We start from the raw sequence: 12,583 nt of genomic DNA, 5'->3' as shown, positions 1-12,583 counted from the left end.
AGCTCCATTCACAGGCGGCGGCGCGGCCGGCGCTCCTCGTGGGCCGGCCGCTCGGTACCGAGGAAGCCGAGCAGCAGCTTGTTGACCTGGTCGGGGGCGTCGAGGGGCAGCCAGTGCCCGGCGTCCTCGATCCGTTCGTAGCGCCAGGGCCCCTTGACGAACTTGCCGGAGGCGGCCATGCCCTCCTCCAGCAGCGCCTTGTCGCCCGCGCCCCAGATGCCCAGGGCCGGCGCGAGCACCGGCGGGAAGCGGCGGGTGATCCGCAGTTCGGAGGCGGGCGAGCGGTTGGCGCGGTACCAGTTGAGCCCGGCGGTCAGCGCGCCCGGCCTGGCCAGGTCGCGCAGGTAGCGGTCGTGGTCGCCGTCCCTGCCCATGATCTCCTTGAACAGCCGCCAGCCGTTGCGGCGCAGCAGCTCCTCGCTCACGCCGGGGAACTGGTAGAAGAGCATGTACCAGGAGGCCGCCCGCTGCTCGATCGACGGCGTGGCGAAGACGCCGGGGTGACCGACCGACAGGGCCACCAGGTGGTCGATCCTGCGCGGCATGAGGAAGGCGTACATCCAGGCGATGGCCGCGCCCCAGTCGTGGCCGACGAGGTGCGGCCGTCTCACGCCGAGCTCCATCGTCAGCGCCACGACGTCGTTGACGATGGTCTGCATCCCGTACGCCTCGACCTCCTGCGGCTTGCCGGAGTCGCCGAAGCCGCGCAGGTCGGGCGCGATGACCCGGAAGCCGCCTTCGACCAGCGCGGGGATCTGGTTGCGCCACAGGTAGGAGGAATCGGGGAAGCCGTGCAGCAGCACGACAGGAGGGCCCTCGCCCTCGTCGACGTAGGCGAGGTCGACGCCGTTGACGTGGACCGTCTTCTTCTCCATCATGCCGTCTCCCTGAACAACCGCTCAGCGAAGAACTCGCTGAAGCCGAACTCGGGCACCTCTTCGGGGGCGACCATGTTGAGCAGTCCCGTCACCTGCGCGGCGAAGTTCCTGGCCATCAGCCGGCGCACCCGGCGCCTGCGCTCGACGGCGGCGGGCCCGAACTCGACGTGCAGCCTGCTGATGATGGAGGCGCCGAAGTCCAGCCGCTCCAGGCGGAACTCCCGCTCCTCGACGTACGGCGCGAAGGCGGCAGGCGACCAGTCGGCCGAGCCGAGCAGGATGTCGCAGACGGTCCTGGAGTCGCGCAGCGCGCAGGACAGGCCGGTGCCGAGCACGGTGTCGGCGTTGCCGGCCTCGTCGCCGATCAGCACCACGCCCTCGGTCAGCGGCGGCCCCTCGGGGACGCTGGACACCGACGGCCACACCGACAGCGGCCCGGCGGGCGTGGCCGCGGTCACCGCCTTGCCGTGGTCGGGCAGGCACTTGAGCTCGTACGCGGCCAGGAACCGGTCCACGCCGCCGGGCCCCCGGTAGCGGTGCTTGTTCACGGTGGGGAAGTTGAGATAGAGGCGGGCCCGGCCGTAACCCTGCGGGAAGACCATGAACATGACGTCGCCCTCGGTGCCCATGGCCTGCACGTCGGGCGGCCAGCCGTCCATGCCCTCGACCATCATGCCGCCGCCCCAGTGGTGCATGGAGTTGCGCATCGTGATGCCCACCTGGCGGCCGACCGTGCAGCCCCGGCCGGTCGCGCCGAGCACGATCCGGGGGCGCAGCTCGCGCGGGCCCAGCGGCGTGCCGTACGAGACGACCGGGCGCGGCCCCGGCGTTACCGTGATCTTGGCGGCCGCCATCTCCAGCCGGGCGCCGGCGGCCACGGCCTGCTCCGACATCAGCTCGCACACGGCGTGGTGCGGGAAGGCCATCGGGCCGCCGAAGCCGGGGATGAAACCGGTCATGTCCACGGCCTCGACCTCGTCGTCGGCGACCGCCTCGTCCCAGGTCATCCACTCGCGGATCTCCCAGCCGCCGCCGTCCCAGAAGCAGTCCTCCACGCCCAGGCGGCGGGCCTCCCTGATGCCCCACGGCGCCAGCCACTCGCCGCGCACCAGGTCCTTGTAGGCCTCCTGCTTCTCCAGCACCACCACGGACAGGCCGCCCGCCGCCAGCTTGCAGGCCGCGGACGCTCCGGCGATGCCGCCGCCCACGATGACGACGTCGGGCTGCTCGGACACGTGTGTCAACTCCCCCACCTCTCCCAGTAGGTGCGTTCCTCCGCGCTGTAGCGCTCAGCCGGGCGAAAGTCGGTTCCCAGGGTGTAGGCGACCGGGATCATGCACACCTGCGTGACCCCCGACGGGATGCCGAGCAGGCGCCCGACCTCCCGTTCGTGGGGGACGTGCAGGCAGGTGATGGTGCTGCCGAGGCCCCTGCTGCGCAGCGCGAGCTGGAAGGACCAGATGGCCGGGAAGATGGAGCCGTAGAAGATGCTGGCCCTGGTCTCGCCGTGCCGCACCAGGTGGCCGGGGTCCTCCGCGACCTTGTCCGCCATCCGCACCCGCCACGCCTCGTTGATGGCCGCGATGTCCGGCGGGCGGCCGAGCACGCACGGGATGACGAGGACCGGCACCGCTTCGAGCGTCTCGGTGAGGGCGAGCGCGGAGGCGTAGTTGCGCTTGGCGCGGGCGTCGTTGCGGCGGCGGCCGGCGTTGGTCCAGATGTCGTTGCGGTGGAAGGTCCAGGAGGAGCGGATCATCTCCGCCAGCTTCGCCTTCACCGCCGGTTCGGTGATCACCAGCCAGCGCCAGTTCTGGTGGTTGTTGGCCGTCGGCGCCTGCACCGCGACCTCCAGCGCCTCCCGTACGATCTCGGGCGGCACCGGCCGGTCCACGTCGAGCCGGCGGCGCACGGACCGCGTCGTCGTCAGCAGCCGGTCGGTCTCGGCCACGTCGAAGGGCGGTGTGCTCATACCGCCCCCAGCAGAACGGCGCCCGACACGGACCCGGGGGCGGCGGTGAGCGCGAGCGCCTGCTCCACCGGCCCCGGCAGCACGGGATCGGTCAGATACCGGCCGAGGTCCCCGGCGACCGGCCGGGCGAGCCCGGTGAGCGCGGGCGCGATCCCGTCGCGGACGGCCAGCGCGGCCATGGCGATGTTCATCGCCCCGCTCGCCGCCTGGCAGTCGCCGATCAGCGCGGCCGACGAGGTCAGCACCCCGCCCGCCGTCCCCAGCACCGCCGCCGCCTCCTCGCGGTCCCGCGACGAACCAGCACCCACCCCGACCACCACCCCCGCCCGCAACCCCAGCCCCCGCGCCACCCCGCCCATTGCGGAGGTCGAGGAGATGGGGGAGGTCCCGGAGTCCGGCGACTTCGCGGAGACCGCGAGTTCCGCCGTGGCCACGGACGTCGCCCCTCCCGCACCGACCGCTTCTGTAGGCGAACTGAGAGATTCGGCGGTTCGCGCGCCCGCCGGGACATGGGCGTCCGTGGGGTCGTGGGTGGCGTGGGTGGTGGCGAGCACCCGGGCGTAGGCCCGGCCGCCGCGGCCCGCGCAGTGGTCGGCGGACTCGACGACGAAGGCCACCGCCGCCGACCCCGGCACCGGCTCGGCAGCGCCTGTCTCGTACGGGGTCGGCGGGTCGGAGGGGTCACCGAACGCCTCGCCGGGCCGCTCGTCGGCCGCGACCACCAGGACCACCTCGGCCTTGCCCGCGCTGATCAGCTCAAGGGCGCAGTCGAGCGCGATCGAGGCCGACGCGCCGCCGTTGCAGATGGTGGTGGTCGGCCCGCGCAGGCCCAGTGTCTGGCAGACGGCTCCGCCGGTGGCGTTCAGCACCACGTTGGAGAAGCTCAGGACCGCCGGCTTGTTCGGGTTGAGCGCGATGCTCTCGTCGAAGCCGCCGGTGCTCTCGGCCGACCCCGCGCCGGTGGCGAAGATGAGCCCGACGTCGTCCAGCGCCTTCCTGGGCAGCTTCAGCCCCGCGTCCTCCCACGCCAGGCGCGAGGCCGCGATCGCCATCCGGGACAGCCGGTTCATGTGCCGCCACAGCGAGCGCGGCGCGTACGTCCGCCCGTCCAGCGACGGCGGGCGGCCCGCCGCGCGAACCCCGGCCGAGATGGCGGCGCTCACCTCGGCGATGCCCGTGCCCGCGCCGGTGACCGGCCCCAGCCCGGTGATCACCGCCTCCCTGCGGGGCGGGTCCTCGTACGCGCGCGGCCCGCGTGGCCGCGTCAGCACGAGGGAGACGTTGTTGCCGCCGAACGCGTAGTTGTTGGACACGACCGTCCCGATGTCCATGGGCCGGGCCACGTTCGGCACGAAGTCCAGGTCGGTGGCCGCGGGCTCCCCGTCGAAGCCGATCGTGGGCGGGGCCACGCCGTGGCGCAGCGCCAGCACCGCGGCGACCGCCTCGACCGCGCCGGCCGCGCCGAGCGTGTGGCCGAGGAAGGACTTGATGCTGCTGGTGGGCACCTGCCCGGCACGCTCGCCGAACACCAGGCGCATCACCTTGGCCTCCATGGCGTCGTTCGCCGGGGTGCCGGTGCCGTGACCGCTGACGTAGTGCACGTCGCCGGGCGACAGGCCCGCGTCGGCGAGCGCGCGGCGCATGGCCGCGGCCCCTCCCCTGCCGGTCGGGTCGGGCGCCGTCGCGTGGTAGGCGTCGGCCGACAGGCCGTAGCCCGCGACCTCGGCCAGAGGGACCGCCCCCCGGGCCAGGGCCAGGTCCAGCGGCTCCAGCAGCAGGAAGGCCGCCCCCTCGCCCAGGTTGAGCCCGTCGGAGCGGCTGTAGGGGCGGCACGGGCCGGTGCTGAGCGCCTGCAGCCCCGCGAAGCCCGCGTACGTGCCGAACAGCAGCGGGTCCACGCCGCCGGCCAGGACGGCGTCCGCCTCGCCGGCCAGGATCTTGTCCTTGGCGAGGCCGACCGCGTTCCCGCCGGCCGCGCAGGCGGTCGAGACCAGGATGCGGGGCCCGCGCAGGCCCAGCCGTTCGGCGACCACGTCGCCGGTGCGGTGCATCGGCTGGTAGCGCCCCGCCTGGTCCGGTGTCGCCTGGCACTTGCCGAGGATGATCCCGAACCGCCCGGGGTCGGCGGCCGTCAGCCCCGCCATCGCCTGGCGCGCGGCGACGAGCGCCAGCTGGGCGGTACGGTCGAGAGAGGCGTCGGCGTCCGGCAGCTGCGACGTGATCCACTCGTCGGGCACCTGACCCGCGTGCCTGGCCTCGAACACCGCGTACGCCTCGTCCCGCATGGGGGTGAGGCCGCCGCTGCCGCTGGTCAGCCGGAGCCAGAAGTCCGCGGGGTCGCGACCGGCCGCGCAGATGATGCCCAGGCCGGTGACGACGACGGGCCGCAGCGCCATGGATGTCTCCTTCACGAGAAGCGGGCCGGCCGATCAGATGATCGGCACGCTCCAGCTCTTGGGGACGATGTAGGGACTGGTGAGCGTGGTGACGCCGACGCCGCCGGCCGACAGTTCGAGCCCGGCCGCGGCCAGGTCGCGGTCCACGCGGGCCAGGCCGAGCGTGGCGTTCAGCCCGACGCTGTGCACGGCGTGCACGACCTCGCCGATGACCTGGTCGCCCGCCATGAGCCGGGTGCCCGGCGCGGGCACGCCGACCGCGCAGGTGAAGCCGACGGTGGAGCGCCCGGCGCCCGACTCGAACGCCTCCAGCACGGCCTCGCGGCCCACGAACGACTCCTTGGTGATGTCGACCAGCCAGTTGGCGCCGATCTCGATCACCGAGGCGCCCGGGGTGGCCTCGTGGCGCGGCATCGGCTGGCGGACCTCGAGCATCGCCAGCTCCAGGGCCTCCTGCCCGGCCGGGCGGGCGTGCTCGACCGACAGGCTCCACAGGCCCGGGGCCGACTCCCGGGGCACGATCATCTGGTATCCGTACTCGCCGGTGAAGCCCGTCCTGGCGAAGACGACGTCCACGCCGTCCCAGGTGGTCTCCGCCACGGACTCGAACGGCAGCGAGGCCAGCTCGGCGTCGATCAACCGGCCGACGACGCCCCAGGCGTACGGGCCTTCAAGCCCGACGATCGCCAGGTCCTCGGAGCGGTCGGCGATCTCGGCGCCCTCGTCGTTCCGCGCCCGCAGGTGCTCCAGCAGGCGGGAGCCCGCGCCGCAGGAGCTCTCCAGGAGGATCCCGTCCTCCCGGCCGAAGGCGATCACCTGGTCCACGATCCGCCCGTCCTCGTCGAGGACGAGGCTCATCATGCAGCGGTCGGAGGTGAGGTACTCCACGTCGCGGGCCAGCACCCGCTGGGCGAACTCGACCGCGGCGGGGCCGGTGATCTCGATGAGCCGGTGCCCGCCGAGGTCGATGACCGCGGCGCGTTCCCTCAGCGCCGTGTACTCCTCCGACAGCGCCTCGGGCGAGGCCGAGAAACGCAGCGGCACAGTCGCGTCGCCGATCTCGCCGTAGACGGTGCCCTCAGGATGCGTGGCCGCGAGGACGTTGGTCATGGTTCACACCTTTCGCACAGAACGTTGACCCGCCGGATCGGCGATCGTGAGAATTCCTTCGGCGGCCACCTGGCCCGCCACCCGGGCCGACACGCGGAACTCCGCGAATCCGCCGCCGCCTCCGGTCCGCTCGGCCGTCAGGGCGAGCTGGTCGCCGGGGACGACCGGGCGCCGGAAGCGCATCGACCTGACGCCCGCCAGGTAGCTGATCTCGCTGGCTCCGGCCAGGGCGAAGACCACGCCGGCGAGCTGGGCCAGCGCCTCGACGATCACGATCCCGGGCAGCACCGCCTCGTTCGGGAAGTGGCCCTGGAACCACAGCTCCGTGCCGGCGACGTTCTTGGTGGCCGTGCCCTTGACCCCCGGCTCCACCTTGCCGACCCGGTCCAGCAGCAGCATCGGCCAGCGGTGCGGCAGCACCGCGCGGATCTGGTCGTGGGTCAGCCCGTTCACCGGCCGCAGGCCGGCGGGCTTCGCCTCGGTAACCGTCATCCCCGGGCCCGCAGCGCCGGGTTGATCTCGTCGGCCAGCCGCGACACCGAGCCGAAGACGGCCATCTCGCTGTCGTAGAGCGCGACCCCGAACTCCGCCTCGATGGCGACGTAGAGTTCGAGCACGTCGAGGCTGTCCAGCTCCAGGCCCCGGCCGAACAGCGGCTGGTCGTCGGTGATCCAGCCCGGCTCGATCTCCAGGTCGAGCCGCGAGACGATCATCTTCTTGATCTGGTCGCAGGTCTGCTGGCGTTCGGCGGCCTTCGCGCGCAGTTCGTCGATGGTCATGATTTCTCCTAAGAACACGGCCTAGTGCCTTGGGTCGGGAGGGCCGGCTCACCCGAGGCCGCCGCCGTGGGCGACGACCACCGAGCCGGACATGTACGACGCCTTGTCGGAGGCCAGGAAGCTGACGATCGAGGCGATCTCCTCGGGCCGGCCCATCCGGCCGAGGCGGATGCGCGACTCGTACTGCTTCCTGATGGCGACGGGGACCTTGCGGGTCATGTCCGTGGCGACGAACCCGGGCGCGACGACGTTGGCCCGCACGCCGTGCGGGGCCGCTTCGTTGGACAGCGCGTGCGTGAAGGCGATGATGGCGCCCTTGGAAGCCACGTAGTTCGTCTGGCCGGGGAAGCCGCCGTCCAGCCCGCTGGAGGAGGACAGGGTCACGATCGAGCCGCTGCGCTGGTGCTGCATCAGCTTCAGCGCCTCCCGGCAGGTCAGGAAGGTGCCGATGAGGTTGGTGTCCACCGGGCCGCGGAACTGCTCCAGGCTCATGGCGATGAGGAAGCGGTCCTGGGTGATGCCGGCGCTGGTCACCAGCACGTCGAGGCGGCCGTGGTCGGCCCGGATCTCCCGGAACACGCGACGTACCGACTCCTCGTCGGTGACGTCCGCCCGCGCGCTCGTCGCGCTGCCGCCTTCCTCCTCGATGAGGGCGACGACCTCCTTGGCGTCCTGTTCCGACCTGGCGTAGTTGACGATGACGTGGGCGCCCTCCCTGGCCAGGTCGAGCGCGACGGCCCGGCCGATCCCGCGCGACCCCCCTGTGACCAGGGCCACGGAGCCTTGGGTGAACAGCATCGGCGTCTCCAGGAATTCGGCAATCGCAGAATGACTTGTCTGGATCTACCCCATGTAAGCTACTAACTGGGGATATCACGCCTGTATCATGCGGATATCCCCGCATTGACTGAGGTAATCGACATATTCGATGCTGACGCCATGGATCAGCGCGAGGCCGATGTATTGGTGGTCGGGGGCGGGCCCGTCGGATTGTCCGCGGCCATCGAGCTTTCCCGCCACGGAATATCCACCTTGCTGGTCGAAAAACACGAGGGGACGTCGCATTTCCCCAAGGCCCGGCTCATCACCACCCGCACGATGGAGATTTTCCGTTCGTGGGGAATTCAGGACGAGGTGGAAGCCGCGGGAATGCCGCGTGAGGAGTTCCTCGCCGTGGGCGTCGGCAGCTCGCTGACCGCGGACGACTTCGTCCGGTCGGCGGCGGCGCTGCGGCGCGACGCCCCGCACAGCCCCACCTACACCTTCCTCTGCTCCCAGGACCTGCTGGAGGTCATCCTGCGCCGCACCGCCGAGTCGGGGCCGGCGACGGAGGTCAGGTTCGGCACCACCATGACGTCGATGCGCGAGGTCGCGGGCGGCGTCGAGGCGGTCGTCTCGGGCGGCGGTGAGGAGACCCTGGTGCGCTGCCGGTACGTGGTCGCCGCCGACGGCAGCCGCAGCGGGGTGCGCGACTCGCTCGGCATCAAGGCCGAGGGGCCGCCGGTGCTCGGCCACATGATCAGCATCATGTTCGAGGCCGACCTGGGCTTCCTGCCCCGCGACCGGCGGGCCGCGCTGTCCTTCCTGCGCGACCCTCCGTGCGCCGTGGAGGCGGTCGACAGCGGGCGGCGGTGGATGGTGCAGACCGGGTACGAGCCCGAGGAGGGCGGCAGCCCGGCCGACTTCACCGAGGAGGCGTGCCTGGCCGCCGTGCGCGCCGCCGTCGGCGTGCCCGGCCTGCCGGTCACCATCCTCGGCGTGATGCCCTGGCTGCAGCAGGCCAAGGTCGCCGACGGCTTCCAGTCCGGCCGGGTCTTCCTGGCCGGGGACGCCGCGCACGTGGCGACGCCCCAGGGCGGGTTCGGCATGAACTGCGGCATCCAGGACGCCCACAACCTGGCCTGGAAGCTGGCCGCCGTGCTGCGCGGCGCGGCGGGCCCGGCGCTGCTGGACACCTACACGGCCGAACGGCGTCCGGTCGCCGTGTGGACCGTGGACGAGAGCCTGAACAACGCCCTGATCACCTTCAACATGATGGAGGGGCGGCTGTCCATGCGTGAGGCCGTCGACCAGCAGGCGGGCCGGCGCAGCTGCGAAGGGCTGGTGCTCGGCTTCGCGTACGAGTCCGCGGCGGTGGTCTCGGACGGCACCCCCGCCCCCGCGCCCGCCGACCCCTACCGCACCTACGTCCCCTCGGCCCGGCCCGGCCACCGCGCCCCCCACGTGTGGCTGACCGGCCCCGGCGGGCAGGTCTCGACCCTGGACCTGCTCGGCCCCCGCTTCACCCTGATGACGGCGGACCCCGCGTGGGCGCGCGCCTCCGCCCAGACCGGCGCCTACCTGGCCACGGTCCAAATCTCCCCCACCGCCCCGTACAGCTCGGGGACCTGGACGGAGGAGTACGGCGTCGGCGAGACCGGCGCGGTCCTCATCCGCCCGGACGGCCACGTCGCCTGGCGAACCACGTCCCCTCCGCACGACGCGGCGCAAGAGCTGTCCACAGCGCTGTCGGCCATCCTCGCCCGGAACTGACACCCGCCCCGACCGCGAGCGCGCAGGTCAAAGGCACCCCGAACGCGGGCGCGGCGCAGGCGGGCGCGCAGATCAGCGCCGCCCCGAACGCGGGCGCGCAGAGCATGGGCGCGGCGCACGCGGGCGACGCGGACGCAGGGAGCGCCGCGCGGGTCAGACGCGGGCGACGCGGGTGCGCAGGCGGGCGGCGCCGAGGCGGAGGGAGAGCGGGTTGCCGCAGGAGGTGGCGACGAGGTCGGTCACCGCCTCGGGGCCGAGCGCCGTGCCCGCCGCCCCCACGAGCATGTCCGCCAGCTCACGCGCCGCCTCCTCCCCCAGCGGCGCGAGGAACACGCGGTGCGCGCCCTGCCTGGCGACCAGGTCGTCCAGCGGGTCGGCGCTGGTCACCACGACCCGGCAGCCCGCGCCGCCCGGCAACAGGGACGCCACCTCGTCGCCGTCGCCGGCGTTGTCCAGCACCACCAGCATCCTGCGGCGGGCGGTCCGGCTGCGGTACAGCGCCACCTTCTCGGCATGGTCGGCGGGAAGGTCGCGCTCGCCGAGCGCCCGCAGGAACCGGTCCAGCACGGCGTGGCCCTCGATGCCCGCGAGGTCGGCGAAGAGCTGGCCATCGGGGAACCAGTCGATCCTGGCGTGCGCCCACCGCAGCACCAGCGTGGTCTTGCCGACCCCCGGCGGACCCGTGACCACAAGAGCGCCGGGCGCCTCCCGCCCGGGCCGCAGGGCGGCGTCGAGCCCGGCCAGCTCCCCGTCCCTGCCCACGAACGGCAGCACCTGCGGCGGCAGCTGGCTGGGCACGACCGGGGCGGGCCGCTGCGCGGGCGGGCGCATCAGCGCGGTCTCGTCGCGCAGGATCTGCTCGTGCAGCCGCCGCAGCGCGGGCCCCGGCTCCAGGCCGATCTGCTCCAGCAGGAAGCGCCGTGTCTCCTGGTACGTGCGCAGCGCCTCGGCCCGGCGCCCGGCGCGGTACTGGGCCAGCATCAGCTGGGCGCGCACCCGCTCGCGGAACGGCGACTCGGCGACCAGGGCGAGCAGTTCGGGGATCACCTGATGGTGCCTGCCCAGCTCGATCTCCAGCTCCAGGCAGGTCTCCAGCGCCTCCAGCCGCCACTCGGCCATCCGCGCGACGTCGTACCGCAGCCCTCTGAGGTCCTCGAACGGGCTGCCGCTCCACAGCGCGAGCGCCTCGCGCAGCAGCGTGACGGCGCCCTGCTGGTCGCGGGCGGCCTGTTCGCGCGCCCGCGCCACCATGGCGGTGAACCTGAGCCAGTCGATACTGTCGTCGGGCGCCCGCAGGAGATAGCCGGGGCTGGAGGTCTCGATCACGCCCGCGCCGAGCCTGCGGCGCAGCCGTGACACGCAGATCGCGACCTGCCGCCAGGCGCTGCGCGGCGCGGAGCCGGCCCACACCGCCTCGACCAGCCGGTCCACGCTGATCACCCGGTTGGCGTTCAGGAGCAGGCAGGCGAGGATGGCCAGCTCCCTGTTGGCGCTCATCGGCAGCTCGTCGCCGTCCTTGAACACCCGGAGCGGCCCCAGCACGCGGAACTCGAAGGCGGGCCCCGGCGCGGGCCCGGACAGCGGCGCGCCCATCAGGCGGCCCCGGCCGCGCGGCGCCGGAGCACGTCGGCGGCCCGTGAGGTGCCGCCGGCGGCCCTGATGTCGCGGCGCATCGCCTCGGCGTTGCGGCGCGACTCCGGGTCAGCCGCCACCGCGAGGACCGCGTCGACCAGGCTCTCCGGGGTCAGCTCGGCCGGCTCGACGACCCGGCCGAGCCCCAGCTCGCCGATCCGCCGCGCGGCCGGCCGGTCGACGGCCGTGGCCGGCACCACGACCATCGGGCAGCCCCAGTAGAGGGCCTCCATGGCCGTGCCCATGCCGCCGTGGGTGACCGCCACCGAGGCGTGTTCGAGCACGCGCAGGTGGGACACCCACCGGCGCACCTCGATCGTGGGCGGCAGCGGGCCGAGCTCGGCCGGGTCCATGCCGTCGCCGAGCGTCACCACGCCGTGCCAGGGCAGCTCGGCGAACGCGCGCACGCAGGTGCGCACCAGGTCGGGACGCCCGCTGGCGACGGTGCCGAAGGACAGCAGCGCGACCGGCAGCCCGTCGCCCGGCGGCTCCCATCCGGACAGGAAGGCCCGCTCTCCCAGGCACGGTCCGACGAAGGCGAACCGCTCGTCGAAGGTCTCGCCGGCGAACTGGAACGAGCGCGGCAGGGTGACCAGGTTGGAGTCCTGGACCTCCCACCACAGCTCGGCCGGGTCGGCCTCGACGCCGTGCGCGAGCGCCAGGTCCCGCGTCCTGCCGAGCATGTCGTCGACCCAGCCGGGCAACTCTCGCTCCGCTTCCTGCCCGCCGTAGATGGACGAGAGGTAGGAGAAGTGGGCGTTGGACGCGAACACCGGGATCAGCTGCGTGGCCGGGAGCTTCCACTTCCTGGCAAGGATGCGGCCGGCGTGCAGGATCGAGATGTCGTAGACGATCAGGTCGGGCCGGTCGCGCAGCCGTTCGGCCGCCCGCAGCATCGCCGCGCTCTCGTCCAGGAAAAGGGAGAGCAGGCCCAGCGGGTCGTCCTCCAGCTTGCGCAGATCCACCGACTGGTAGGCCGAGTCGTAGCAGAGCACCGTGGCGCCCGCGCTCTCGATCTGAGGCGCCATCGCACGCGCGGTCAAATAAGTGACCCGGTTTCCCCGGCGGACCAATTCGGCGACCACGGCTAGGTGGGGAATCACATGACCGTGATCCGGCTGACACATGAAAAGAAAGTGCCGCGTCATGTCAACTCTCCCGCTGGTTCAGCGTATCGGTCGCTCACTCAAGCTAATGATCGGCCGCCGGAAGGCAGCACCCCTAAACTCCCCCTCACCGCGCTTCGCATCCCCCTGAATCCACCCCCATTCCTAGGGGTTCCGCGCG

The 12,583-nt window shown here is 72.8% G+C and carries 12 protein-coding genes; 1 reads left to right on the top strand and 11 read right to left on the bottom strand.

What is annotated here, in order from left to right:
• Positions 1–8 precede the first annotated feature (8 nt).
• From FR742_RS06110 to FR742_RS45595, 9 genes are all read right to left on the bottom strand, one after another.
• Positions 9–878, bottom strand: a complete 870-nt coding sequence (locus FR742_RS06110; RefSeq protein WP_148030028.1) for an alpha/beta fold hydrolase — start codon at positions 876–878, stop codon at positions 9–11.
• Positions 875–2,113 (bottom strand): NAD(P)/FAD-dependent oxidoreductase, encoded by a 1,239-nt coding sequence (locus FR742_RS06105; protein WP_148030027.1) that lies wholly within the window; start codon positions 2,111–2,113, stop codon positions 875–877. The genes FR742_RS06110 and FR742_RS06105 overlap by 4 nt, the downstream gene beginning before the upstream one ends.
• A gap of 5 nt (positions 2,114–2,118) precedes the next feature.
• Positions 2,119–2,847 (bottom strand): nitroreductase family protein, encoded by a 729-nt coding sequence (locus FR742_RS06100; RefSeq protein WP_148030026.1) that lies wholly within the window; start codon positions 2,845–2,847, stop codon positions 2,119–2,121.
• A complete protein-coding gene (locus FR742_RS06095) occupies positions 2,844–5,243 on the bottom strand; it encodes a beta-ketoacyl-[acyl-carrier-protein] synthase family protein (protein WP_148030025.1) in 2,400 nt (799 codons plus the stop codon). Before FR742_RS06095 ends, FR742_RS06100 begins: the two co-directional genes overlap by 4 nt.
• A 33-nt stretch (positions 5,244–5,276) precedes the next feature.
• Positions 5,277–6,353, bottom strand: coding sequence for an aminomethyltransferase family protein (locus FR742_RS06090; RefSeq protein WP_148030024.1), 1,077 nt, complete (start codon positions 6,351–6,353; stop codon positions 5,277–5,279).
• A 3-nt stretch (positions 6,354–6,356) separates the two neighbouring features.
• Positions 6,357–6,845 carry a 3-hydroxyacyl-ACP dehydratase FabZ gene (fabZ, locus tag FR742_RS06085; protein WP_148030023.1) on the bottom strand — a complete coding sequence of 163 codons (489 nt, stop codon included), beginning with the start codon at positions 6,843–6,845 and terminating at the stop codon, positions 6,357–6,359.
• Entirely contained in the window at positions 6,842–7,132 is a 291-nt protein-coding gene (locus FR742_RS06080; protein WP_148030022.1) for an acyl carrier protein, read from the bottom strand. The genes fabZ and FR742_RS06080 overlap by 4 nt, the downstream gene beginning before the upstream one ends.
• 48 nt (positions 7,133–7,180) lie before the next feature.
• Positions 7,181–7,930 carry a 3-oxoacyl-ACP reductase FabG gene (gene fabG / locus FR742_RS06075; RefSeq protein WP_187281015.1) on the bottom strand — a complete coding sequence of 250 codons (750 nt, stop codon included), beginning with the start codon at positions 7,928–7,930 and terminating at the stop codon, positions 7,181–7,183.
• A gap of 75 nt (positions 7,931–8,005) precedes the next feature.
• Positions 8,006–8,152, bottom strand: a complete 147-nt coding sequence (locus FR742_RS45595; RefSeq protein ID WP_261808894.1) for a hypothetical protein — start codon at positions 8,150–8,152, stop codon at positions 8,006–8,008.
• Between FR742_RS45595 and FR742_RS06070 the strand changes: the two genes are divergently transcribed.
• Entirely contained in the window at positions 8,099–9,664 is a 1,566-nt protein-coding gene (locus FR742_RS06070) for an FAD-dependent monooxygenase (RefSeq protein ID WP_261808842.1), read from the top strand. The genes FR742_RS45595 and FR742_RS06070 overlap by 54 nt on opposite strands.
• A gap of 153 nt (positions 9,665–9,817) precedes the next feature.
• Here the strand turns inward: FR742_RS06070 and FR742_RS06065 are convergent, their stop codons facing one another.
• Both FR742_RS06065 and FR742_RS06060 read right to left on the bottom strand, forming a co-directional pair.
• The gene (locus FR742_RS06065) at positions 9,818–11,257 is read right to left on the bottom strand and encodes a BTAD domain-containing putative transcriptional regulator (RefSeq protein WP_148030020.1); all 1,440 of its coding nucleotides are present in this window, start codon (positions 11,255–11,257) and stop codon (positions 9,818–9,820) included.
• Positions 11,257–12,423, bottom strand: coding sequence for a macrolide family glycosyltransferase (locus FR742_RS06060; protein ID WP_222708851.1), 1,167 nt, complete (start codon positions 12,421–12,423; stop codon positions 11,257–11,259). Before FR742_RS06060 ends, FR742_RS06065 begins: the two co-directional genes overlap by 1 nt.
• Positions 12,424–12,583: the final 160 nt, after the last annotated feature.

It is taken from the genome of Nonomuraea sp. C10, from assembly GCF_008017515.1.
Taxonomy (GTDB): domain Bacteria; phylum Actinomycetota; class Actinomycetes; order Streptosporangiales; family Streptosporangiaceae; genus Nonomuraea; species Nonomuraea ferruginea.
Note: the sequence above shows the minus strand (reverse complement) of the source record. Positions and strands in the feature narration are given on the sequence as shown.